Source organism: Streptomyces humi, assembly GCF_001005085.2.
Taxonomy (GTDB): domain Bacteria; phylum Actinomycetota; class Actinomycetes; order Streptomycetales; family Streptomycetaceae; genus Streptomyces; species Streptomyces humi.
Genome location: NZ_LBMU02000010.1, coordinates 35994 through 58662, shown reverse-complemented (window position 1 = coordinate 58662; position 22669 = coordinate 35994). Strand labels below are relative to the sequence as shown.

The following is a 22669-nucleotide window of genomic DNA, read 5'->3' as shown; positions in this document are numbered from 1 at the left end:
TGGTAGGCACAGCGGACGTACGCAGAGGCGGGGGCTGGGTGACGGACGTAGCGTGGGGGAGGCTGGAAGCGTGCCCGGAACGGAAGAAGGCAACCGGGCGCGACGTCATCCCTAGGAGAACCCCCCTCATGTCCACTGTTGCTGCTTACGCCGCGCCCGCCGCCAAGGCCCCGCTGGAGCGGACCACGATCGAGCGGCGCGCGGTCGGCGAGTTCGACGTGCTCATCGACGTCGAGTTCGCCGGTATCTGTCACTCCGACATCCACCAGGCCCGCGAGGGCTGGGGTACGGCGATCTTCCCGATGGTGCCCGGTCACGAGATCGCGGGCGTCGTCTCCGAGGTCGGCACGGGTGTCACCAAGTACGCGGTGGGGGACCGGGTGGGCGTCGGCTGCATGGTCGACTCCTGCCGCGAGTGCGACAACTGCAAGGCCGGTCTCCAGCAGTACTGCACCGGCGGCGGCCCCACCTGGACGTACAACGCCGTCGGCAAGGACGGCCGGCCCACCTACGGCGGCTACTCGCAGAAGATCGTCGTCGACGAGAACTACGTCGTCCGCATCCCGGACGGCCTGTCGCTCGACGTGGCGGCCCCCCTGCTGTGCGCCGGCATCACCACGTACTCCCCCCTCAAGCACTGGAACGCCGGTCCCGGCAAGAAGGTCGCGGTCGTCGGTCTCGGCGGCCTGGGCCACATGGGCGTGAAGATCGCCGCCGCGCTCGGCGCCGAGGTCACCGTCCTGTCCCAGTCCCTGCGCAAGAAGGACGACGGCCTGAAGCTGGGCGCCACGCACTACCGCGCGACCAGCGACCCGAAGACCTTCGAGGAGCTCAAGGGCACCTTCGACATCATCCTCAACACGGTGTCGGCCCCGCTGGACTTCGACGCCTACCTGTCGCTGCTGCGCACCGACGGCGCGATGGTCAACGTCGGCATCCCCGAGGAGCCCGTGCACATCCTGCTCTCCTCCGTCTTCGGCAACCGCCGCAGCCTGAGCAGCTCCGGAATCGGCGGCATCCCGGAGACCCAGGAGATGCTCGACTTCTGCGCCGAGCACAACCTGGGCGCGGAGATCGAACTCATCAGCGCCGACCAGATCAACGAGGCGTACGACCGGGTCGTCAACAGTGACGTCCGCTACCGCTTCGTGATCGACACCGCGACGATCTGAGTCAGCGCGCCCGCCCGCGGCCCAGCAGGTACAGCAGATAGGGACCGCCGACCAGGGAGGTCAGCGCACCCACCGGGATCTCCAGCGGAGGGACCAGGGTGCGGGCCGCCAGGTCGGCGGTCACCAGCACGACCGCGCCCGTCAGCGCCGAGCAGACCAGCGGGAGCTGCGGGGTGCGGGTCAGCCGCCTGGCCAGCTGGGGCGCGGTCAGCGCGACGAACCCGATCGGCCCGGCGGCGCCGGTGGCGGTGGCGGCGAGCACGACGCCGAGGAGCGTGAGGCCGAGGCGGGCGCGGCCGACCCGCAGACCGAGGGCGGCGGCAGTGTCGGGGTCCAGCCCCAGGGGGCGCGCGGCCCGGGCCGCCCACACCAGTCCCGGCAGGGTGAGCAGCAGGACGACGGCGAGCGGGCCGGCCTGGTCCCAGCCGCGGCCGTTCAGGCTGCCGGTCAGCCACAGCTTGACCTGCTCGGCCGCGTCCAGCTCACTGTCGGTGAGATACAGCTGGACGACGGCGGACAGCGCGACGCCGACACCGACACCGGTGAGCACGAAGCGGGCGGGCCGCATGCCGTGGCGCCAGGCCAGCGCGTACACGAGGGCGGCGGCGGCCAGGCCCCCGCCGACGGCCACGAGGGGCATCGCGGCGGGGGCCGCGGTGACGCCGGTGGCCAGGGCGAGCACGGTCGCGGCGGCGGCGCCGTGCCCCACGCCGATGACATCCGGGCTTGCCAGCGGGTTCCGGGTGACGGTCTGCACGAGGGCCCCGGCGAGGCCGAGGGCCACGCCGACGAGGGCGCCGACCGCTGCGCGGGGCACGCGCAGTTCGCCGACGACCAGGGCGTACGGGGTGGGGTCGCCGCGGAGGGTGCGCCAGACGTCGAGGGGCGGGACGTAGGTCTGACCGAGGCAGGCGGAGGCGGTCAGGGCGGCTGCGAGGAGGGCGAGCAGCCCGAGGGCGACGATCACCGACCGTCTGTGGAGGAGGAGGGAGAAGCGGGGGTGGGGGCGGAGCGCGTATGTCCCGGCGGGCCGGTGGGGGTGGAGCGCGGTTGTCTCTGCGGGCTGGTGGGGGCTGGGCGCGCCGTTCCCCGCGCCCCTGACGGGACGCTGTCCGGCCGTTTCGTCCCAGCCGCCCGCGCTCTTGTCACTCATCCCAGCTGCGGGCAGTCGTGCCGCTGGGGCGATGGGGGTCCCGCCGCTCGAACGAAGCCGAGAGTGGGGGAGGGTGGGCGCAGCGGCACCCGGCGAGCGCCGGTGAGCGAAACCCCGGCCCCAGCCCTCACTCCGGGTACGCCTCATGTCGCAGTACCTTTCCTCCGTACCAGGCCCACCAGCACCGGCACCCCCACCAACGCCGTCATCACACCCGCCGGCACCTCCGCAGGGGCCCGCACCACCCGGCCCACCACGTCGGCCCCCACCAGCAGCCCCGCCCCCAGCAGCGCCGACAGCGGCAGGATCCGTACGTTCCCGCCGCCCCGCACCACCCGTCGCGCCAGATGCGGCACGACCAGTCCGACGAACGCGATCGGTCCGGCCGCCGCCACCGCGGACGCGGTCAGCAGGGTCGCGCCCAGCGCCGCACACCCCCGGACCACATGCACCCGGTGCCCGAGCGCGCGGGCCGTCTCGTCGCCCAGGGCCAGCGCGTCGAGACCGCGTGCGCACGACAGGACCAGTACGGCGCCCGCCGCCAGGAACGGCAGCATCCGTACGACCGTCCCGGCGTCCCGGCCGCTGAGCGCCCCCACCTGCCAGAACCGGAACTGGTCGAGGGTCGCCGAGCTGGAGGTGAGGACCACCGTCGTGGCGCCCGCGGTCATCGCGGACAGGGCGGTGCCGGCGAGCGCCAGCTTCACGGGCGACGCCCCGCCCCGGCCGCGCGCGGCGACGCCGTACACCAGGCACGCGGCGACGACGGCGCCGGTGAAGGCGTACCAGACGTACGCCCCGAAGCCGTACGCGGAGCCCCCGAGGACGATGGCGAGCACCACGCCCGCCGCCGCGCCCTGGCTCAGTCCGAGGATGCCGGGGTCGGCGAGCGGGTTGCGGGTGACGGCCTGGAGGGCCGCCCCGGCGAGACCGAGCGCGGCGCCCGCGGTGAGGCCGATCCCGGTGCGGGGGAGCCGCAGGGACCGTACGACCAGGGCGTCGGGTGAGGTCCCGCCGTGCAGCAGGGCGTCGAACACGGTGGCGGGCGGCACGGCACGGGTGCCGACGGCGAGGCTGAGCACGGCGACGACGGCCACCGCGAGGGCGGCCGTCGGCCAGACGAGGGCGCGGCGCACTTACCGGAGGTGCTCGGCGAGCTGTCGTACGACCAGTCGCGCGGCCGTGGGACCTGCGTTGAGGTACCAGGGGTCGTCGTCGACCTGGACGGCGTGACCGGCGCGCACCGCCTTCATGGACTTCCACAGCGGCCCCGCCAGGGTGCTCCCGGCGTCCGTCTTCGCGGGGTCGCCCTGTACCGAGTAGAAGATCCAGTCGCCGTCGGCGGTGTCGACCTTCTCGGCGCTGATGTCCTGCGAGATGGCGGTGAACCGCTGGGACGCGGGGCGGGAGAGGCCCATGTCGACGGCGATGGAACCGGTGAAGGAGGAGACGCCGAACATCCGGGTCCGGTCGGGGGTGAAGCGGACCATCGACACGGTGGCGGAGCCGTTCAGGGCCGACCCGCTCGCCTTCGCGCCGCGGACGATGCCGTCGAGGAGTTCGCGTGCCTGCTGCCCCTTGCCGACGGCGTCGCCGACCAGCAGCAGGTCGCGCTTCCAGTTGATGCCCTGGCCCGCGGTGACCACGGTGGGCGCGATCTTCGACAGCTGGGGGTAGAGGTCGCCGAGCGAGTCGTTGACCAGGATCAGGTCGGGCCTGGCGGCGGCCAGGGACTCCAGGTTGGGGGACTGACGGGTGCCCGCGTCGGTCATCGCCGCGAGCTTCCGCCGGTACTGCGGGAAGGCGTCGGCGAGGTAGTCGGGGACCAGACCGGCGTTCTCGGCGCGGGTGCCGGCGGCCGGCACGACGCCGAGGGACAGCAGGTCGTCGAGCTGCCCGGTGCTGAGCACCGCGATCCGCTCCGGCCGTGCCTCGATGGTGGTGCTGCCCTCGAAGTGGGTGACCGTACGCGGGAAGTTGCCGTCGGTGGCGTTGTCGGAGCCCATGCCGTCGGCGAGGGCGCTCGGTGCGGCGGCGGGGCCCTCGGAGGCGCCGGCGACCTTGTTCACGGACCCGTCGGCGTGGGCGGCGGCCCTGTCGCCGGTGGCGGAGGAGCCGCAGCCGGCCAGCAGGGCGCCCACCACGGACACGGCGGACACGGCCAGGACGGCCCTCGATCTCAACGCACGCACGACTGGCCCTCCCGATCATCGACTAAGGCAAGCCTTACCTTAACCGGTGCCGGGAGTACGTTGGACGGGAGGAGGTCCCACGATGACCGTGAACCTGAACCACACCATCGTCGCCGCTCACGACAGGCACGCCTCGGCGAGGTTCCTCGCCGACATCCTCGGTCTCGAAGTCAGCCCGGAATACGGTCCGTTCGTCCCCGTCGCACTGCCGAACGGCGTCACCCTCGACTACATGGACAGTTCCGGCGAGATCCCGCCGCAGCACTACGCCTTCCTGGTCTCCGAGGACGACTTCGACGCGATCTTCGGCCGGGTCCGGGAGGCCGGCATCGGCTACTGGGCCGACCCGCACCACAGCCGCCCCGGCGAGATCAACCACAACGACGGCGGTCGCGGCACCTACTTCGACGACCCCGACGGCCACCGGCTGGAGATCCTCACCCGCCCCTACGGCAGCGGCGGCTGACCGACGGGCCGGGGACGGATCAGGCGCGGAGCCCCTTGAGGCCGTCCTGGGCGGCCATGACCAGTTCGATACCGCGGTTGTCGGCGGCGGGCTCGCGCATCTGGTTCGTCACGTAGGCCATCGCCAGCCGTTCCTCGGGGTCGACCCAGACGAGGGCGCCGCCCCAGCCGCCCCAGCCGAGCGCGTTGCCGAAGAGGCCGTACCCGAGGCCGTACCTGCACGGCATGCCGAGGATCCGGTCCACGCCCTCGAACTGCACCTCGCGTGCCCGCGCACAACCCTCCGGGGACAGCACCCGCACCCCGCCGACCGTTCCGCCGCAGGCGAGCAGGGACTGGACCAGGGCGACCGATCGGGCGTTGCCGAAGCCGCCGGCCGCGGGGATCTGCGCCCGGCGCCAGGCCAGGCTGTTGCCGTCCCGGACCCGGAGCGCGGTGGCGGTGGAGGGCGCCGTCGCGTCGCGGCCCGGCGCGCTGGCCGTGTAGTCCTCGTCCGCCCCCGGCGGCGGCACGGTGAGCGCCACCCGCCGGTCGTGCTCGGCCCCCAGCCCGACATGGAAGTCGGCGCCGAGCGGCCCGGCCACCTCGGCGGCGAAGAACCCGCCCACGGTCCGCCCGGTGATCCGGCGCACCACCTCGCCCACCAGGAACCCCTGGGTGAGCGAGTGGTAGCCGGCCGCGGTCCCCGGCTCCCACTGCGGGGCCTGGCCGGCGAGCCGCGCCGTGGCGGCCGTCCAGTCGTACAGCTCCTCGACCGGCCCCTCCCAGTCGGGCAGCCCGGCGGTGTGCGACAACAGATGCCGTACCAGCACGTTCTCCTTGCCGGCCGCGGCGAACTCGGGCCAGTAGCGGGCCACCGGCGCATCCGGGTCCAGCTCACCCCGGTCGATCAGCACGAGCGCGCAGAGCGCGGTCATCGTCTTGGTCACGGAGAACACGCTGACGATCGTGTCCCGCTCCCACGGCCGCACCCGCGCGGCGTCGGCGAACCCGCCCCACACGTCCACCACGGCCGCCCCGTCCACGAAGACGGCGACGGCACCTCCCGCGTCCCCGTCGTCCAGCAGCCCGGACAGCAGCCGGGGCACAGCGGCGAACAACTCGTCGTACGACCCATGGATGTCGGCCATGCCCGCCATTCAGCCCCCCGCCCCGACCCGGGGCAACCCATTTTCCCGGTACCGCAGGGCCCCGTCGGGCGGGCGCGGAATCGCTCGGATCCCCCGAGCGTTGAGAGCAGTGGCCACGGGAGCCGGCGACGCCGAGACGGCGGACCGGCCGGCCCGGGTGACCTATGAACCGGCTGACAGAAATGGGAGGCGCCGCGATGGCTGCGCAGACGCAGAGGGCCGTGCTGGCGGGCGGATGCTTCTGGGGGATGCAGGACCTGATCCGCAAGCTCCCGGGCGTGACCGCGACCCGGGTCGGCTACACCGGGGGTGACGTGCCGAACGCGACGTACCGGAACCACGGCACGCACGCGGAGGCCATCGAGATCCACTTCGACCCCGAGCAGACCGACTACCGCGCGATCCTGGAGTTCTTCTTCCAGATCCACGACCCGAGCACCAGGAACCGCCAGGGCAACGACATCGGCCTCAGCTACCGCTCGGCGATCTACTACACGGACGACGAGCAGAAGCGGGTCGCCGAGGACACCATCGCCGACGTGGACGCCTCCGGACTGTGGCCGGGCAAGGTCGTCACCGAGGTGGAGCCGGTGGGTCCCTTCTGGGAGGCCGAGCCCGAGCACCAGGACTACCTGGAGCGTTACCCCAACGGCTACACCTGCCACTTCCCGCGCCCCGGCTGGCGCCTGCCCGCCCGCACGCAGGGCTGAGCAGGGGCGACCTAGGGGGCGGCGAGAGTCGGGGCGGGGCGGTGCCCACCCGGCTCCGACGGGACGGCGGGGTCGGGGCGGGGCGGTGCCCACCCGGCGCGGGTGCCGTCCCCGCCGGCTGTCACACTCTCGCCATGGACACCACACCCGAGCGGATAAGTGCCCGGACCGCGGCGGCGTGGACCGTCGCCCTCGCGGTCCTCGGCGGGATCACCGGCTACGTGTGGGACGGGCCGTTCCTCGCGGTCGCCTGCGCCCTCTCCCTGGGAGGCGGTGGAGCGCTGGGTTCGGTGCTGTCCCGCCGGCACATGATCGCGACCATCCGGGAGGGCCAGGGCAGGGCGGCGGCGCTCGGCTACGCCGACGGGATCGCGGACATGATGGTGCTCGGGATATCGGCGTACCGGGCCGCCGTCTTCCCGTTGTCGGGACCCGACGCGGTGGACTCCGCCGAGCGCCGGGCCCGCCGTAACGCCGCCTACCGGCTCACGGCCGCCGACGGTCTTCCCCACCCGGTGCGGGCCGCCGCGGCCGCCGCCCTCGCCGCGATCGACGACCGGCGCGACGACGAGAGCGAGTCCGCCCTGGCCGACCTGATGAAGACGGTCCAGGAGCAGCGCCGCGAGGCCTGACTCCGGAGCGGGCGACGGCCCGGCATTTCCGCCCGGTTTGCGGCGGGTTGTCTTGATCGTGGAGTGGCGCGTTGCTATGCCTTGGGCACTCGACTCCAGTGAGGACGACGTGTACCAAGAGCCCTCCCTTCCCGTTCGGCCGAGTTCTCGTGTCCGGGGATTCGTCTGCGCCGTCGCGGCCGCCGCCCTCGTGACGCTCACCGCCGCGGCGCCCCCTCCCGCGGCGGACAGCCGGGCCGCGGCGGACAGCCGGGCCGTGGCGGACCCGGCAGCCGTGGTCCGCGACTGGAACGCCGTCGCCACCGACACGATCAAGGCCGCTCTGGGCCCCCGCCCCTCCGGGCAGGCGGCCGTCTGGGAGGGGTTCGTCTCCGTCGCGGTGTACAACGCCGTGGTGGGGATCGAGGGCGGCTACGCCCTGTACAAGTGGCACGAGCGCGGTCCGGCCAGGGCCTCCTCCGCGGCGGCCGCCGCCACCGCGGCCCACGACGTGCTGCTCACCTGCTTCCCCGCCTTCGGCGCGCGGCTCGACACCGCCTACGCGGACACGCTCGCCGCCCTGCCGGCCGGCCAGGCCACGGACCGCGGCGTCGCCTACGGACGGCGCGCCGCCGCCCGCGTCATCGAACTCCGCGAAGGGGACGGACGGTTCGCGGACGTTCCGTTCACCGCCGCCCCGGCACCGGGGGTCTGGCGGCCCACCCCGCCCGCGTTCCAGCCCTTCATCGACACCTGGCTCGCCGGGCTCCGCCCCCTCCTGCTCGCCTCCCCGCGGCAGTTCCGCCCCGGCGGACCCCCCGCCCTGTCCTCGGCCGCCTACGCCCGGGACCTCCAGGAGCTGAAGGCGATGGGCGCGAAGACCGGCTCGGGCCGGAGCGCGCGGCAGACCGAGACCGCCCTCTTCTTCAGCGGCAACCTGGTCGAACAGGTCCAGACAGCCGTACGGGACCACGCCGCCCGGCACCGGCTCGGCATCGCCGAGACGGCCCGGCTGTTCGCCGCGGTGAACGCGTCCGCGACCGACGCCGTCGTCACGGCCTGGGACGCCAAGCTCCACTACGCCTCCTGGCGGCCGATCACCGCCATCCGCCTCGCCGACACCGACGGCAACCCCGCGACGACGGCGGACCCCGCCTGGGAGCCGCTGCTCGTCACCCCGCCGCACCCGGACTACGTCGCCGGCCACACCACCGTCGCCGCCGCCGTGGCACGCGCCCTGACCGGCGTCCTCGGCACCTCGCACATCGACCTTCACGTCCCCTCCGACGTCACCGGCAGCACGCGGTTCTACGGGTCCGCCGACGATCTCGACCGGGACGTCGTCGACGCCCGGGTGTGGGGCGGCGTCCACTCCCGCACGGCGGACGTGGCCGGCTGCCGGGCCGGCGCCCGCCTGGCCGCCTGGGCCCTGGACCACTACTTCCAGCCGGTCGCCGGAGACGGCACCCACCCGTCCCCGCCGGCGCGAACGGCCCGGCAGGGCAGGCTCGCCGGGCCGAGGTGCGGCGGCGACAGGGGCTGAACCACGGAGCGGAACCCGCTCACGCCGGCTGCGGGGCCGGCGGCAGCAGGGCCCGCAGGGGCGCGGTGTCGGGGGCGTCGGCCAGTGCCGCGGCCACCGCCGCGTGCAGCGCGGCCTCGGTGCCCGCCTCGCCGACCAGGTCGGACGCCGAGCCGGGCAGTCGCACCGCCGCCGGCCGGGCCCAGGAGAACTCCCAGTGCAGCAGCGACCGGGCACTGAACTCCGCCAGCACCATGCTCCGCAACGAGTCCCGCAGCACCGGCCGCACCGCCTCCCGGAAGGCCGGGTCCCCGGGGGCCGGCGCCTGGGCGGGCGACGGGAGACGCTCGGCCAGCTGCCACAGCCCGCCCGCGTCGATCAGGGCGAGCAGCGCGGGCAGCGTCGGCCGGTCCTCGGTGCAGGCGGCCAGCGCGCGGTGCAGCGGGGTGTCGAGCGAGGCCAGGCCCGCCGCCATCGACGAGTCCAGCAACTGCTCCCACTCGGCGGCGCGCGCGAACTGCCGCACCTCGTCGCTCAGCACCGCGTCCTCCAGCGCCGCCAGCGTCCGGGCCGGGTCGGTGAGCAGCGCGAGCGCCGGACCGCCGGTCTCCCCGCCGCGCCCGTCGGCGGGCAGCGCCTCGACGCGCAGCACCCGGTCGGCGATCGGCGGATGCGAGTCGTACGGCGACGCGGGCTCCGCCGGCAGCCGCTCCCGCAGCCTCGCCAGCTCCGGCGCGCGCGCCGTCAGCATCCGGCCGAAACCCCCGAAGAGCTGTCCGCGCGGCGGCAGTTGCCGGGCCGGCAGGCCGAGCGTGGCGTACGACTCCAGGTAGAAGCCGTGCGCCGCGTCCAGGACCGGGATCTCGCGGAGCGCCGACGCGGTCGCGTCCCGGCCGGTGATCCGCGCGGCGGCCAGATCGGCGGCGTACTCCTGCGCGCGGGCCGTCGACAGCGTGGCCCTCAGGTAGAACTTCGCGTACGCCGTGTAGAGCGCCGCCATCAGCCGGTAGACGAACCCGGCGCCCGCGGTGTCGACCTCCTTGGCCTGCTTGCCCTTCGCGGTTCGCTTCGCGGCGGCCTTCTCCTGCCGGACGCGCTCGGCGGCCTCCTTGCCGTCGGCCTTCGCGTGGAAGTGCCCTACGGTCCGCGCGATCTGCGCCCGGCCGCGTACGACGAGCGCCGACAGCCGGGTGTCGCCACCGGTGAAGTGCCCGTACTCGTGGGCGAGCACGGCCCTCAGCTGGGCCTCGGTCAGCCCGGTCAGCAGCGGCACACCGAGATGGAGGCGGCGCGGCCCGGGGCGCAGGCCGAGCAGCCGGGGCCGCTCGCTGACCGACGCGTTGACGTCACCGGTGAGTACGACGGTCTCCGGCGCGCGGGTGCCCGTCGCCGCCGCGAGCTCCCGCACCAGCTCCCAGAGCCGGGGCTCGTCGGCCGCGGTGACCGGCAGCCCGGCCAGGCCCTCGTCCTCGGGCGTGCGGAGCATGAACAGGCCCCGCACCACCGGCAGTGCCAGCAGCAGGGAGACGATCACCACCTTCCCGGCGAGGGCGCCGGGCGCCCAGGTGACCGCCGCCGCGTCGACGGCGACCGCCACCGCCAGCACGACGAGGCTCAGCAGATAGAAACCGCAGAACAGCACAAGGGCGCGCAGCGCCCGCAGAGTTGCGCCCATCGGGCAGATCCCCCCACAGGACCCCGGAACGGGGAACCGACAACGACATGAAGAACGAACAGACGTGCGGGATGCGGGACCGGTCGAACGCCGCCGGCCGTCCGCACCCGACAGGGGCGCGACGAACCGGGCGACCGACCCCTCTCGCCCGCGCGACCGACCCCCACTCGCCCGCGCGACCGACCCCCACTCGCCCGCGGCCGGCAGGACGGCCTTTCTGCTCCGGTGCCCTCAGCTCCGCAGCGTCGCCGGGCTCCCGCCGTTCGCCTCGTAGCCGGCCACCGCGAGCGCGCGGTAGAGGGCGAACTCGGCGGCCGGGTTCGCCGACAGCGTCCACGGCAGGGCCCCCACGTGCCCGTCCACGCCTATCAGCTCCCCCATGGCTTCCGACCAGCGCTCGGAGCGCACCAGGAAGAAGACCAGCAGATGCCGGACGTGGGCGAGCATCGGGTCGTCCTGGCGGGCCGCGTGCACGGCGTGCAGGGCGCCGTGGACCGCCTTGGTGACGACCTCGCTCTGGTAGAAGCCCGCCACCAGGTTGACCTCGGGCAGGTGCTCGAAGACAGCGAACAACGGCAGCGCGGCCAGCAGCGAGCCCCGCGGGGCACGGGCGGCGGCGGCCTCCGCGAAGGAGTACGCCAGCTCGCGCGAACCGTGCCACTTCTCGCACCAGTAGTGCAGGGCCGCCAGGTGCGCCCCCATGTGCGTGGGCGCGCGGTCCAGGATCTTCAGCCACAGTTTCTCGAACTCGGGCTGCGGGCAGTTCAGCCCGCGGGCCACCGACAGCTCGGTGACGTACGGCACCGGGTCGCCGGGGGACAGCAGCGCCGCCTGCCCGCAGGCGTCCCTGGCCTCCTCCATGATGATCCGGAAGTCGTCGGTGCCCGGTGTCGACGTCCGCCACGCCTGCTGCGCCAGGAACTCCGCGTGCACGGCGGCACCGCCCGCGTCCTTGGGCTGCTCGGCCCGCCACACCCGCAGCCACTGGCCGCCCGGCGTCTCGCTGACCCCGCCCGGCCGCTCCTGGAGCTCCAGGGCCGCCGCGCCGGCGAAGGCCTGGACCCGCTGCCAGCGCACCTCGCCCGTGATCTCCGTGCCCGCGAGCAGCTGGGCCGCCGCCCGGTAGTCCTGGGTGCGCTGCACGACGTCGAGGACGTCGAGCAGGTCCTGGTCGGGGCCGGGCAGGCGGACGTCCAGGTCCTCCTCGCGCACGAATCCGTAGTCCGCCGGGTCGGCGGCGTCCGGGTGGCCCGGGTGGACCCGCTCGATCATGCCGCGCCGCCGCCGCAGGACGGGGAGCAGCGCGAAGCTCAGCAGGAGCAGCGCCATCAGGGTCCAGAGAATCGCCATGAGTCAAGCGAACCAGACGGCGCCGACAATTGGCCAACCGGTCCCGTGGCCTGTGGACAACCGGTGGCGCGCCCGGTGGAAAACGCGCCGGGCGCGCGGGAGCACTAGGCTCACTACTCATGAGCGACAGGCACATCAGTCAGCACTTCGAGACCCTCGCCATCCACGCGGGCAACACGGCGGACCCCCTCACCGGTGCGGTCGTACCGCCGATCTACCAGGTCTCGACCTACAAGCAGGACGGCGTCGGCGGCCTGCGCGGTGGCTACGAGTACAGCCGTAGCGCCAACCCCACCAGGACCGCCCTGGAGGAGAACCTCGCCGCGCTCGAGGGCGGGCGCCGCGGGCTGGCGTTCGCGTCCGGCCTGGCGGCGGAGGACGCCCTGCTGCGCACGCTGCTCAGCCCCGGCGACCACGTGGTCATCCCGAACGACGCCTACGGCGGCACGTTCCGGCTGTTCGCGAAGGTCGTCTCCCGGTGGGGCGTGGAGTGGTCGGTCGCCGACACCAGCGACCCGGCCGCCGTGCGCGCCGCGATCACCCCGAAGACCAGGGCGGTCTGGGTGGAGACCCCGTCCAACCCGCTGCTGGGCATCACCGACATCGCCGCCGTCGCCCAGGTCGCGCACGACGCGGGCGCCCGGCTCGTCGTCGACAACACCTTCGCCACGCCGTACCTCCAGCAGCCGCTCTCCCTCGGCGCGGACGTGGTCGTGCACTCGCTGACGAAGTACATGGGCGGTCACTCGGACGTGGTCGGCGGTGCGCTGATCGTGTCGGACCAGACGCTGGGCGAGGAGCTGGCGTACCACCAGAACGCCATGGGCGCGGTCGCCGGGCCGTTCGACTCCTGGCTGGTGCTGCGCGGCACCAAGACGCTCGCGGTGCGCATGGACCGGCACAGCGAGAACGCCACCCGGATCGCCGACATGCTGAGCCGGCACGCGCGCGTGACGCGTGTCCTCTACCCGGGCCTGCCCGAGCACCCGGGGCACGAGACCGCCGCCAAGCAGATGAAGGCCTTCGGCGGCATGGTCTCCTTCCAGGTCGAGGGCGGCGAGGAGGCGGCCGTCGCGGTCTGCGACCGCGCCAAGGTCTTCACCCTCGGCGAGTCCCTCGGCGGGGTCGAGTCGCTGATCGAGCACCCGGGACGGATGACGCACGCGTCGGCGGCGGGCTCCGCCCTGGAGGTGCCCGCCGACCTGGTGCGGCTGTCCGTGGGCATCGAGAACGTCGACGACCTGCTGGAAGACCTGAAGCAGGCGCTCGGCTGACCGGTCACCAGTTGCTGACGGGCGGGGTCGTCGTGGACGGCGGCTCCGCCCACGGGTGGACGGTGGCCGCCCACACGGTGAACGCCACCGCGGCCGCGCACAGCAGCAGCCACAGCAGCCTGCGGGTCCGGCGCCGGCGCCGCAGCATGCGGCCGCCCCGCCGCAGCACCTCGCCGTGGAGGTCGGGCGGTACCGGGGGCGGGGTGCGCTCCATGAGCCGGCGGGCGGCCGCCTCGCGCTCGATCCGGTTCACGACGGTGCCGGCTTCGCGCCGAGGAGGGTGCGCGCCGCCCTGCCGGGCGGGTGCAGCAGGGTGGCCGTCGCCCGGTCGCAGAGCAGGTGCACGCGTTCCGTGGGCAGGCCCAGCAGTGCCGCCGTCTGCTCCTCCGCGACCCCCTCGTACAGCCGCAGCACCAGGACCAGACGTTCCTGCGGGGTGAGCGCGGCGAGGGTGGTGCCGGGGTGCGGACGGGTCCGGCTCAGCGGACCGCCGTACTGGTGCCAGGCGGAGTTCGCGAAGCGCAGCGCGAGGTGCTGGCGGGCGCGGTCGTACGGGTCGTCGCCGCGCAGCCGGTCCCAGCCCGCGTAGGTGTGCGCGAGGGCGAGGGTCAGCAGGCGCCGCGCGCGCGGGTTGGCGTCCGGGGGCTCGGCGGTCAGCAGGGTGGCGGCATGCAGCAGCCGTCCGGCCGCGCCCGCGACGAACGCCTCGAACTCCCGGGCCCGGCGGGCATCCTGGGACGCCTGCCGATCACGCACCGCGCCTCCCCCTCCGCGGGGCCCCCGACACGGGTACGACGGGCCCCGGTCTCATATGAGGCCAGGGCCGGGCCCTCGGTCAAGAGCCGCGCACCACGCGCGCGGGACGGATGTTCCCGGCAGGCCCCGGTGCGGGCCACCGCGCCGACGGGCCGTCGGTTCAGGAGGCCGGCGGGGCGTCCGTACCCGGTGTCACGGACATCCGGGCGGACAGGGCGCTGTTGAAGCGGGTCAGCAGGGCACAGAACGTCTCGCGCTCCTGCGGCTCCCAGTCCTGGGTCAGCTCGGCCATCAACTGGCGCCGCGAAGAACGGACTTCCTCCAGCCGGGACAGCCCGCGCGGGGACAGCTGGAGCACCACGGCCCGGCCGTCCTCGGGGTGCGAGGTGCGCTTGACGAGCCCGGTGTCGACCAGCGGAGCCACCTGGCGGGTGACCGTCGAGGAGTCGATCCCCATGCTCGCCGCGAGTGCCTTGACCCCCATGGGGCCTTCCTTGTCGAGCCGGTTGAGCAGCAGGTACGCGGCGCGGTCCATGGAGTTGCGCACCTGCCCGACGCCGCCGAGCCGGGTCTGTTCGGCACGGCGGGCGAACACCGCCACCTCGTGCTGCAACGTGTCGAGGAGACCGGTGTCACCGACGGTCGTCATGTCCATCGACATTTCAGGTGTTGTGGGCATGGCCGGGGGCTCACTTCATGAAGAGTGCTGGAGTGTGGGGGACAGAGTACGCGGACAGGGGGCGAGCCGTACCGGCGCTGCGCAAACCGGTCTCGGAGCTTGGTCACACCCGCGCCTTCGGCCGGTGAACTGCGAGACTCGAGTCATGAGCTACAGCACGGCTGACTCCTTGCGCTCCGTGACCCTCGACGACGTGCGCGGCGCCCAGAAGATGCTCACGGGCGTCGCGCGGACGACCGCGATGGAGGGCAGCAGGTACCTGTCCCAGCTGGTCGGGTCGCCGGTGCACCTCAAGTGCGAGAACCTCCAGCGGACCGGTTCGTTCAAGCTGCGCGGCGCCTACGTCCGGATCGCCGGGCTGCTGCCCGAGGAGCGGGCCGCCGGGGTGGTGGCCGCCAGCGCCGGGAACCACGCGCAGGGCGTGGCGCTGGCCTCGTCGCTGCTGGGGGTGCACTCGACGGTGTTCATGCCCGTCGGCGCGCCCCTGCCCAAGATCAGCGCGACCCGGCACTACGGCGCCGAGGTGCGGCTGCACGGCCAGGTGGTCGACGAGACGCTGGCCGCCGCCCAGGAGTACGCGGCCGAGACCGGCGCGGTGTTCATCCACCCCTTCGACCACCCCGACGTCATCGCCGGTCAGGGCACGGTCGGTCTGGAGATCCTGGACCAGTGCCCGGAGGTCGGCACGATCGTGGTCGGGATGGGCGGCGGCGGGCTCGCGGCCGGGATCGCGGTCGCGGTGAAGTCGATCAGGCCGGACGTGCGGATCGTCGGCGTCCAGGCGGCGGGCGCGGCCGCGTACCCGCCCTCGCTGGCGGCCGGGCACCCGGTGACGGTGGCGAACCCGGCGACGATGGCCGACGGCATCAAGGTGGGACGGCCCGGTGACGTGCCGTTCGCGATCGTCAGGGAGTTGGTCGACGAGGTCCGTACGGTGGGTGAGGACCAGCTCTCCGCCGCGCTGCTGCTGTGCCTGGAGCGGGCCAAGCTGGTGGTGGAACCGGCCGGCGCGGGTCCGGTGGCGGCGCTGCTGGCCGAGCCCGGCGCCTTCGCCGGACCGGTCGTCGCGGTGCTGTCCGGCGGCAACGTCGATCCGGTGCTGATGCAGCGCGTGCTGCGGCACGGCATGTCCGCGCAGGGCCGTTACCTGGCCGTACGGCTGCGGCTGACCGACCGGCCCGGGGCCCTCGCCACGCTGCTCGGGGTGCTGTCGGCGGCCGACGCCAACGTCCTCGACGTGAGTCACGTCCGGACCGACCCCCGGCTGGGGCTGTCCGAGGCGGAGGTGGAACTGCACCTGGAGACCAAGGGGCCGGCGCACTGCACGGAGGTCGGCCAGGCCCTGCGCGAGGCGGGTTACACGGTCATCGACTGAGCGGCTGATTCCTCCTGACGGGGCGAAACCACAGGTCAGGACCGTTTATTCACTCGTTCGGGAAAATCCGTCGACGGACGCGATACATCGCGTTATGGTGTGTCCGTGGTCGCGCCGTGCCCGCACACCGCCGCGTCGGCGAAAACCATAGGCGGGCCGAAGCGTGCATACCTAGCCTTTTTCGAAGAATCCCCGACGACGTGGAGACTGATATGCCGGGCGCCATCTATGCCGAAGGCCTGGTGAAGACCTTCGGAGACGTAAGGGCTCTGGACGGCGTCGACCTCGATGTCCCCGAAGGCACGGTCCTCGGACTGCTGGGGCCGAACGGCGCCGGCAAGACCACCGCCGTGCGCTGCCTGACGACGCTGCTCCGCCCCGACAGCGGCAAGGCCGTCGTCGCGGGCGTGGACGTGCTCAAACAGCCCGACGCCGTACGCCGCTCCATAGGCCTGTCCGGACAGTTCGCCGCGGTCGACGAGTACCTGACCGGCCGCGAGAACCTGCACATGGTCGGCCGGCTCTACCAGATGCGGGCCAAGGAGGCGAAGGCCCGCGCGGTCGAGCTGCTGGAGCAGTTCCACCTCACCGACGCCGCCGACCGCCCCACCAAGACGTACTCCGGTGGTATGCGCCGCCGCCTGGACCTCGCCGCCGCCCTGGTCGTCTCGCCGCCCGTGATGTTCATGGACGAACCGACGACCGGCCTGGACCCCCGCAACCGCCAGCAGCTGTGGGAGGTCATCAAGCAGCTCGTCTCCGGCGGTACGACCCTGCTGCTCACCACCCAGTACCTGGAGGAGGCCGACCACCTCGCCCATGACATCGCGGTCGTGGACCACGGCCGGGTCATCGCCCAGGGCACCTCCGACCAGCTCAAGGCCCGCACCGGCGGGGAGCGGGTCGAGGTCGTGGTGCACGAGCGCGACCACATCCGGACCGCGGCCGAGGTGCTGACCGGCTTCGGCAAGGGCGACACCACCGTCGAGGAGCACACCCGCAAGCTCATCGTGCCCGTCACCGGCGGCGCCAAGCTGCTCGCCGAGGTCATCCGCGAGCTGGACGGCCGGGGCATCGAGATAGACGACATCGCCCTGCGCCGCCCCACCCTCGACGACGTCTTCCTGTCCCTGACCGGACACGTGGCCGAGGAGCGGCCCGAGGGCGACGGCGCACCGGGCAGCAAGCAGGACACCCGCAGGAACACCGGCAAGGACAGCAACGAGGAGGCCGCGAAGTGAGTGCCGTGAACGACTCCATGGTCGTGGCCCACCGGAACCTGATCCGGATGGGCCGGATCCCCGAGATGCTCATCTTCGGGCTGATCCAGCCGATCATGTTCGTGGTGCTGTTCACCTACGTGTTCGGCGGTTCGATCACGGTCGGCTCGTCCAGTTCCACGCAGGCCTACCGCGAGTTCCTGATGGCCGGCATCTTCGCCCAGACCGTCACCTTCGCCACGGCGGGCGCCGGCGCGGGCATCGCCGACGACATGCACAAGGGACTCATCGACCGGTTCCGTTCGCTGCCCATGGCGCGCGGCGCGGTGCTGACCGGGCGCACTCTGGCCGACCTGGTGCAGACGGCGCTCACCCTGGTGGTGCTGGCGGTCGTCGCGCTGATAGTCGGCTGGCGCACGCACGAGAACATCGGGAAGGTGCTCGCCGGTTTCGGCCTGCTCCTGCTGCTCGGGTACGCGTTCTCGTGGATCGGCGCGCTCATCGGTCTGTCGGTGCGCACTCCGGAGGCGGCGACCTCGGGCGGTCTGATCTGGCTGTTCCCGCTGACGTTCATCTCGAACGCGTTCGTCGACGCGAACCACCTGCCGGCCTTCCTGCGCCACATCGCGGAGTGGAACCCGTTCAGCGCCACCGTGCAGGCCTGCCGTGAACTGTTCGGCAACCTCCCGCCCGGCTTCAACGCGTCGGACGCCTGGCCCATGCAGCACCCGGTGTGGGCGTCGCTCATCTGGTCGGTCGTGATCATCCTGGCCTTCCGGACGCTCGCGGTCCGCAAGTACCGCCGGGCGGCCGGCTGACGGCCGGGGCTCCGCTGGTCAGGGAAGGGTCCAGAACCGGACCGTGACGAGGTAGAAGACCGCCGCCCAGCAGGCCATCACCACCGCGACGAGCCCCAGGCCCCGGGCGTTGCCCCGGGCCGGCGGCTCGTCCGGTGAGGGCCGCAGCCACCGTCCGAGCAGTGGGTTCACGTAGTAGGGCATGGTCAGGAAGCTCATGATGAAACTCGACAGCAGGTTGCCCACCAGCAGATTGATCCAGAGCGGCAGGCGCAGCGGGGACAGCGCCAGCGACAGCAGGACGACGGTCGGGTAGAGGCCCACCCAGACGGCGAGCGAGGTCCGGGTCTCGGAGGGCGGCGGCGGTGCCTCCTTGCCGTTGCCCTCGAAGGCGAACCAGCTGCCGAACGAGTTGTCGATGGTGCGCAGTCCGAAGTCGCTGAACTTCTCGCCCTCGGCCAGTATTTCCCGCCGCTCGGGCGACGTCAGCCAGGCGTCCAGGTGCTCGGCGGTGTCGTACCGGTACAGCGTGGTCCACTCCTCCTGAAGTCCCTCGACCGGACGGAAGAGCTCCGTCCCGCGGAACCCCTCGAACCTGCTCTCCTCCTCCACCATGTGACGCTGCCAGTCGAGGAAGGCGTCGACCTGCTTCCCGTCGACGCGGTGCGTGACCACCACGGTGACCAGCGGATCCAGTGACCGGCTGCCGCTGCTGACCACCTGCTGGGTCGCCGGACCGTCGAAGTACCGGGCACCGACGTCCAGATACGTCTGCCGGGTCGCGCTGTTGATCCACGCCTGTAGGTGCGGCACCGAGTCGAACCGGTACACGACGACCCAGTCCGGTTGCAGCGGGGTCGGCCGGGAGACCTCGGCGCCGAGGAAACCGGGGTAGTAGGCGGCCGCGGCGTTCAGGTCCTCCTGCCACGACTCGAACTGCCGGTCCATCCCGGGCAGGACCTTCTGGCCGATGATCGCCGTCGCCGCGCAGGCCACGTTCCGTTCGGTGTCCATGGCGCTCAGCCCGTCGGCATCGACTGCTCGGCGGGGAGCCGGCCGTACACCCGTTCCGGAGTCAGCGGCAGCGCACGGTAACGGACGCCCGTGGCGTCGTGCACCGCGTTCGCCAGCGCCGGAGCGACCGGGTTGATGCAGCACTCCGCCATCCCCTTGGCCCGCACGGGTCCCACCGAGTCCGCCGAATTCACCAGCAGCACCTCGGTCCGGGGGACGTCGGCGAAGGTGGGGATGCGGTAGTTCCGCAGGTTCGGGTTCGTCATCACGCCGTGGTCGTCGAGGTGATGGTTCTCGGTCAGCGCGAAGCCGACGCCCTGAGCGACACCGCCCTCGATCTGGCCCCGGACCTGCGCCGGATTGATGATCACCCCGGCGTCCGCGGCCTGCACGCTGTACAGGATCCGTATCTCGCCCGTCACACGGTGCACGGCCACCCGGAAGCCCTGCGCGTTGGAGGTGACGCTGCGGGGCGAGCCGTACGCCTTGCGCGCCGCGGTGAACCGGATGCCACGCGCCCGTGCCAGCGCGACCAGTTCGGCCAGCGATACCCGCCGGTCCCCGCACACGACACCGTCGTCGTCCATGGCGCACAGCACGACATGGACGCCCGTGTGCGCCGCGGCGAACTCCAGGATGCGGTCGCGTACGGCGTTCGCCGCGCGCAGCACCGCGTTGCCCGCCACGAAGAGGCCCGCGCTCGCGAAGGCGCCGGTGTCGAACCCGGTGCGGTCGGTGTCGGACTGCACGAGCCGGATCCGCGACGGCGTCGTCCCCAGCTGGCCGGCCGCGATCTGGACGTGGGCCGTGGAGGTGCCCTCTCCGAACTCGACGGTACCGACGGCCACTTCGTAGACCAGATCGTCGCCGAGGGTGACCCAGGCCTCGGAGAGGTGTTCCGTCGGGGGCGCCGTCTCGTGCAGGGAGGCGGCCACACCGGCGCCGACCAGCCACTCGGGACCGGGGGACGGCCGCCCGGCGGTCCGGGCCAGAGCGCTGCCCACCAGGTCGAGGCACCTGCCGAGTCCGTCCTCGGTGAAGATCACGTCGTCGGGGCCGTCGTGCAGGGCGACCAGCGGCTCACCCGGCCGCACGATGTTGCGCCGGCGCAGCTCCAGCGGGTCCAGGTGCAGGGCACGGGCCAGTTCGTCCATCGCCGACTCCACCGCGAACGCCGGCTGCGTCATCCCGTAGCCGCGCAGCGCCCCGCTCGGCACGGTGTTCGTGTAGACGGAGTACGCGTCGTACTTCTTGTTGGGGCAGCGGTAGATCATGACGGCGGCGCCGCCCGCGTACAGCGTCTCGCCGCCGTGGTTGCCGTAGGCGCCGGTGTTGGAGACGTTGCGCACCTGGAGGGCGGTGAGCGTGCCGTCGGCCTTCGCGCCGAGCCGGACCGTCAGGGTCATCGGGTGCCGTGGCGAGGCCGTGGTGAACTCCTCCTCGCGGGTGAACTCCAGGCAGGTGGGCCGCCCGGTGTCCAGGGTGGCGAGCGCGACCAGGTCCTCCGTGATCACTTCCTGCTTGCCGCCGAACCCGCCGCCGACGCGCTCGCAGAACACCCTCACCTGGTCCGGACGGAGCGCGAACAGGTACTCCAGCTTGACCTTCGCGATCGACGGCGACTGCGAACTGGTGCGGACGTTCAGCCGGCCGTCCGCCAGCCAGGCGATCGATCCGTGGGTCTCCAGATGCGCGTGCTGCACCCGCGGCGAGACGTAGGTGCCCTCGTGGATCACGTCGGCCGCGGCGAACCCGGCGTCGACGTCACCGATGTGCGAATGGAGTTCCAGCAGGACGTTGTGGACGGGATCGCGGACGAACGCATCCGCGGAGCCGTGCAGCCGGGGCGCGCCGTCGGCCATGGCCGCCTCCGGGTCGAACACCGCCGGCAGCACCTCGTACGCGACCGCGAGCCGCCGGCAGCCCTCCTCGGCCGCCCCGACCGTGTCGGCCAGCACCGCGGCGACGCGCTGGCCGGCGAACCGGACCGTGTCGTCGAGGACGTAGGTGTCGTCCGGGTCGACCAGGTGATCGGTGTGGATCGCCGTGGTGAAGCGTCTGCGTGGCACGTCCTCCCAGGTGTAGACGCGGTGCACGCCGGGCACCGCGAGGGCGGCGCTCCGGTCGATCGAGAGGATCCGGGCGTGCGCGTACGGCGAGTGCAGCACCTTCAGGTGCAGCAGGCCGTCGATCCGTGTGTCCATGGTGAACTCGGCTCGGCCGGTGACCACATCGTGGCCCGCGGGCGCGCCGACACTCGTACCGACGGCCCGGCCGGGCGCCGCCGTCTGCACCGAGCCGACGCCCCGCACGGCGTCCTCGATCGCCCGGTATCCCGTGCAGCGGCAGAGGTTGCCCTTCAGCGCCCGCGGCAGATCGGCCTTCTGCTCCTCGGTGAGGGCCGCCGACGTCATGATCATGCCCGCGGTGCAGAAACCGCACTGGAACCCCGGGGCGTCCTCGAACCGCCGCTGGACGGGATGCGGGGCGCCGGGCCGTCCGAGACCCTCGATCGTGGTCACCTCCCGGCCTTCCGCGCGGAAGGCCGGAGTGACGCAGCTGTGCACGGGGGCGCCCTCCAGCCACACCGTGCAGGCGCCGCAGTCGCCCGCGTCGCAGCCCTTCTTGACGCCGAAGTGACCGAGTTCGCGCAGGAAGGTGCGCAGGCACTGGCCGGGGGCCGGTTCCCGGTCGAATTTCCGGCCGTTCACGACGTACGTCATGGCAGGTCACCAGTGTCGAGTTCGCGGCGGATCCGCTCGGCGAAGTACCGCGTCAGATGCCGGCGGTGGTCGGGTGTCCCGTTGGGATCGGCGAACCAGACGGCGGCCGGCAGCGCGTCGATGCTCTGCCGCAGGGTCCGCGCGTCGGGCAGGGAGTCGAAGGCGAACCGGACCGGCCGCACGGTGCCGGCGGTGACGGTGAGCGCGAGGCCCTCCGCTCCCGGCCGCCGGACGCCGACGAGGAACACGGTCGAACGGCCGAGCCGGGTCAGCGTGAAGCGCCGGTGCGCGACGCGTCCGCGCAGCGCCTGCTCCGGGAGGGTGACGCGCCGCAGGACCTCGCCGGGGGCCAGGACGTTGCGGTGGTCGCCGGTGACGAAGTCGACGGCGTCGACGAAGCGGACGGATCCGTCGGGCGCCCACAGTTCGTACCGCGCCTCCAGCGCGACCGTCAGCGTGATCATCGGACCGGCCGGGAGGGAGAGGCAGATGTTGCCGCCGACGGTCGCCGCGTTCCACACCTTGAACGAGGACAGGAACGCCTCACAGCCGACCCGGAAGAGCGGCCCGGCCGTCCAGTGCCGTGGCCACGGGAAGGCGTACAGGTCGCGGACGGTGCAGGTGGCGCCGATCTCCAGCCCCGCGTCCGTCGGGACCAGCGGCTCCCAGCCCAGCGCCGTCAGGTCGACCAGCCGGCGCAGGTCCGGCTGGGCCACCGAGTAGAGCCAGGTGCCGCCCGCGAGCCAGGCGTCGCCCTCGCGCCAGTCCGGGCCGGGCCGCTCGGACGGCCGCCGGATCACTTCGGTGATGGTGTTGAGGTCCATGGAAACCGACCTCCGGGAGAAACCGGG

21 protein-coding genes are annotated in these 22669 nt (G+C 73.0%); 9 read left to right on the top strand and 12 right to left on the bottom strand.

The window, feature by feature from the left end:
- Nucleotides 1–128 precede the first annotated feature (128 nt).
- Entirely contained in the window at nt 129–1172 is a 1044-nt protein-coding gene (locus tag AAW13_RS02930) for an NAD(P)-dependent alcohol dehydrogenase (RefSeq protein ID WP_046731870.1), read from the top strand.
- 1 nt (nt 1173) lies between these two features.
- Here the strand turns inward: AAW13_RS02930 and AAW13_RS02925 are convergent, their stop codons facing one another.
- The 3 genes from AAW13_RS02925 to AAW13_RS02915 all read right to left on the bottom strand — a co-directional run bounded on the left by AAW13_RS02925 (nt 1174) and on the right by AAW13_RS02915 (nt 4508).
- Complete coding sequence (locus AAW13_RS02925; protein WP_046731871.1) at nt 1174–2325, bottom strand: FecCD family ABC transporter permease; 1152 nt, start codon at nt 2323–2325, stop codon at nt 1174–1176.
- Between the two features lie 143 nt (nt 2326–2468).
- Nucleotides 2469–3461, bottom strand: coding sequence for a FecCD family ABC transporter permease (locus AAW13_RS02920; RefSeq protein WP_046731872.1), 993 nt, complete (start codon nt 3459–3461; stop codon nt 2469–2471).
- Nucleotides 3462–4508 carry an ABC transporter substrate-binding protein gene (locus AAW13_RS02915; protein ID WP_046731873.1) on the bottom strand — a complete coding sequence of 349 codons (1047 nt, stop codon included), beginning with the start codon at nt 4506–4508 and terminating at the stop codon, nt 3462–3464.
- A 91-nt stretch (nt 4509–4599) separates the two neighbouring features.
- Here AAW13_RS02915 and AAW13_RS02910 point away from each other — a divergent pair, with 91 nt between their 5' ends.
- Nucleotides 4600–4983 (top strand): VOC family protein, encoded by a 384-nt coding sequence (locus tag AAW13_RS02910; protein WP_046731874.1) that lies wholly within the window; start codon nt 4600–4602, stop codon nt 4981–4983.
- Nucleotides 4984–5002: 19 nt separating this feature from the next.
- Here the strand turns inward: AAW13_RS02910 and AAW13_RS02905 are convergent, their stop codons facing one another.
- Nucleotides 5003–6112 carry an EstA family serine hydrolase gene (locus AAW13_RS02905; protein ID WP_046731899.1) on the bottom strand — a complete coding sequence of 370 codons (1110 nt, stop codon included), beginning with the start codon at nt 6110–6112 and terminating at the stop codon, nt 5003–5005.
- 197 nt (nt 6113–6309) lie between these two features.
- Between AAW13_RS02905 and msrA the strand changes: the two genes are divergently transcribed.
- The 3 genes from msrA to AAW13_RS02890 all read left to right on the top strand — a co-directional run bounded on the left by msrA (nt 6310) and on the right by AAW13_RS02890 (nt 8976).
- The gene (msrA, locus tag AAW13_RS02900) at nt 6310–6822 is read left to right on the top strand and encodes a peptide-methionine (S)-S-oxide reductase MsrA (RefSeq protein WP_046731900.1); all 513 of its coding nucleotides are present in this window, start codon (nt 6310–6312) and stop codon (nt 6820–6822) included.
- Between the two features lie 134 nt (nt 6823–6956).
- Nucleotides 6957–7454 (top strand): hypothetical protein, encoded by a 498-nt coding sequence (locus AAW13_RS02895; protein ID WP_046731875.1) that lies wholly within the window; start codon nt 6957–6959, stop codon nt 7452–7454.
- Between the two features lie 256 nt (nt 7455–7710).
- Nucleotides 7711–8976 carry a vanadium-dependent haloperoxidase gene (locus AAW13_RS02890; protein ID WP_206306136.1) on the top strand — a complete coding sequence of 422 codons (1266 nt, stop codon included), beginning with the start codon at nt 7711–7713 and terminating at the stop codon, nt 8974–8976.
- Between the two features lie 19 nt (nt 8977–8995).
- Here the strand turns inward: AAW13_RS02890 and AAW13_RS02885 are convergent, their stop codons facing one another.
- Complete coding sequence (locus AAW13_RS02885) at nt 8996–10630, bottom strand: M48 family metalloprotease (RefSeq protein ID WP_046731877.1); 1635 nt, start codon at nt 10628–10630, stop codon at nt 8996–8998.
- Nucleotides 10631–10861: 231 nt separating this feature from the next.
- Complete coding sequence (locus AAW13_RS02880; RefSeq protein WP_046731878.1) at nt 10862–11980, bottom strand: membrane protein; 1119 nt, start codon at nt 11978–11980, stop codon at nt 10862–10864.
- Nucleotides 11981–12099: 119 nt separating this feature from the next.
- On the opposite strand from AAW13_RS02880, the gene AAW13_RS02875 reads away from it, so the two are divergent.
- Nucleotides 12100–13254 carry a cystathionine gamma-synthase gene (locus tag AAW13_RS02875; RefSeq protein ID WP_046731879.1) on the top strand — a complete coding sequence of 385 codons (1155 nt, stop codon included), beginning with the start codon at nt 12100–12102 and terminating at the stop codon, nt 13252–13254.
- Between the two features lie 4 nt (nt 13255–13258).
- Here the strand turns inward: AAW13_RS02875 and AAW13_RS46330 are convergent, their stop codons facing one another.
- From AAW13_RS46330 to AAW13_RS02860, 3 genes are all read right to left on the bottom strand, one after another.
- On the bottom strand, nt 13259–13507 hold the full coding sequence (locus tag AAW13_RS46330; RefSeq protein ID WP_046731880.1) for a hypothetical protein: 249 nt from the start codon (nt 13505–13507) through the stop codon (nt 13259–13261).
- Complete coding sequence (locus AAW13_RS46325) at nt 13504–14010, bottom strand: sigma factor-like helix-turn-helix DNA-binding protein (RefSeq protein WP_046731881.1); 507 nt, start codon at nt 14008–14010, stop codon at nt 13504–13506. Before AAW13_RS46325 ends, AAW13_RS46330 begins: the two co-directional genes overlap by 4 nt.
- Before the next feature lie 160 nt (nt 14011–14170).
- Nucleotides 14171–14671: a MarR family winged helix-turn-helix transcriptional regulator gene (locus AAW13_RS02860; protein WP_206306135.1), complete on the bottom strand. Its 501-nt coding sequence runs from the start codon at nt 14669–14671 to the stop codon at nt 14171–14173.
- Nucleotides 14672–14834: 163 nt separating this feature from the next.
- Here AAW13_RS02860 and ilvA point away from each other — a divergent pair, with 163 nt between their 5' ends.
- The 3 genes from ilvA to AAW13_RS02845 all read left to right on the top strand — a co-directional run bounded on the left by ilvA (nt 14835) and on the right by AAW13_RS02845 (nt 18102).
- On the top strand, nt 14835–16064 hold the full coding sequence (gene ilvA, locus AAW13_RS02855) for a threonine ammonia-lyase (protein ID WP_046731882.1): 1230 nt from the start codon (nt 14835–14837) through the stop codon (nt 16062–16064).
- A 212-nt stretch (nt 16065–16276) separates the two neighbouring features.
- Complete coding sequence (locus tag AAW13_RS02850) at nt 16277–17305, top strand: ATP-binding cassette domain-containing protein (RefSeq protein ID WP_046731883.1); 1029 nt, start codon at nt 16277–16279, stop codon at nt 17303–17305.
- 17 nt (nt 17306–17322) lie between these two features.
- Entirely contained in the window at nt 17323–18102 is a 780-nt protein-coding gene (locus AAW13_RS02845) for an ABC transporter permease (protein WP_240528523.1), read from the top strand.
- Between the two features lie 18 nt (nt 18103–18120).
- Here AAW13_RS02845 and AAW13_RS02840 read toward each other — a convergent pair whose 3' ends face one another.
- From AAW13_RS02840 to AAW13_RS02830, 3 genes are read right to left on the bottom strand one after another with little or no spacing between them, the layout of a single operon-like run.
- On the bottom strand, nt 18121–19095 hold the full coding sequence (locus AAW13_RS02840) for an antibiotic biosynthesis monooxygenase (RefSeq protein ID WP_046731885.1): 975 nt from the start codon (nt 19093–19095) through the stop codon (nt 18121–18123).
- Between the two features lie 5 nt (nt 19096–19100).
- Nucleotides 19101–21818 (bottom strand): molybdopterin-dependent oxidoreductase, encoded by a 2718-nt coding sequence (locus tag AAW13_RS02835; protein ID WP_046731886.1) that lies wholly within the window; start codon nt 21816–21818, stop codon nt 19101–19103.
- Nucleotides 21815–22642: an FAD binding domain-containing protein gene (locus tag AAW13_RS02830; protein ID WP_046731887.1), complete on the bottom strand. Its 828-nt coding sequence runs from the start codon at nt 22640–22642 to the stop codon at nt 21815–21817. The genes AAW13_RS02835 and AAW13_RS02830 overlap by 4 nt, the downstream gene beginning before the upstream one ends.
- Between the last annotated feature and the right edge of the window lie 27 nt (nt 22643–22669).

Bases quoted from the DNA above. Each gene is read 5' to 3' on its own strand.
- AAW13_RS02910 (WP_046731874.1), top strand. From the start codon at position 4,600: ATGACCGTGAACCTGAACCACACCATCGTCGCCGCTCACGACAGGCAC.
- ilvA (WP_046731882.1), top strand. From the start codon at position 14,835: ATGAGCTACAGCACGGCTGACTCCTTGCGCTCCGTGACCCTCGACGAC.
- AAW13_RS02850 (WP_046731883.1), top strand. From the start codon at position 16,277: ATGCCGGGCGCCATCTATGCCGAAGGCCTGGTGAAGACCTTCGGAGAC.
- AAW13_RS02860 (WP_206306135.1), bottom strand. From the start codon at position 14,671: ATGTCGATGGACATGACGACCGTCGGTGACACCGGTCTCCTCGACACG.
- msrA (WP_046731900.1), top strand. From the start codon at position 6,310: ATGGCTGCGCAGACGCAGAGGGCCGTGCTGGCGGGCGGATGCTTCTGG.
- AAW13_RS02895 (WP_046731875.1), top strand. From the start codon at position 6,957: ATGGACACCACACCCGAGCGGATAAGTGCCCGGACCGCGGCGGCGTGG.
- AAW13_RS02905 (WP_046731899.1), bottom strand. From the start codon at position 6,112: ATGGCCGACATCCATGGGTCGTACGACGAGTTGTTCGCCGCTGTGCCC.
- AAW13_RS02835 (WP_046731886.1), bottom strand. From the start codon at position 21,818: ATGACGTACGTCGTGAACGGCCGGAAATTCGACCGGGAACCGGCCCCC.
- AAW13_RS02880 (WP_046731878.1), bottom strand. From the start codon at position 11,980: ATGGCGATTCTCTGGACCCTGATGGCGCTGCTCCTGCTGAGCTTCGCG.
- AAW13_RS02925 (WP_046731871.1), bottom strand. From the start codon at position 2,325: ATGAGTGACAAGAGCGCGGGCGGCTGGGACGAAACGGCCGGACAGCGT.
- AAW13_RS02830 (WP_046731887.1), bottom strand. From the start codon at position 22,642: ATGGACCTCAACACCATCACCGAAGTGATCCGGCGGCCGTCCGAGCGG.
- AAW13_RS02930 (WP_046731870.1), top strand. From the start codon at position 129: ATGTCCACTGTTGCTGCTTACGCCGCGCCCGCCGCCAAGGCCCCGCTG.
- AAW13_RS02845 (WP_240528523.1), top strand. From the start codon at position 17,323: ATGGTCGTGGCCCACCGGAACCTGATCCGGATGGGCCGGATCCCCGAG.
- AAW13_RS02840 (WP_046731885.1), bottom strand. From the start codon at position 19,095: ATGGACACCGAACGGAACGTGGCCTGCGCGGCGACGGCGATCATCGGC.
- AAW13_RS02885 (WP_046731877.1), bottom strand. From the start codon at position 10,630: ATGGGCGCAACTCTGCGGGCGCTGCGCGCCCTTGTGCTGTTCTGCGGT.
- AAW13_RS02875 (WP_046731879.1), top strand. From the start codon at position 12,100: ATGAGCGACAGGCACATCAGTCAGCACTTCGAGACCCTCGCCATCCAC.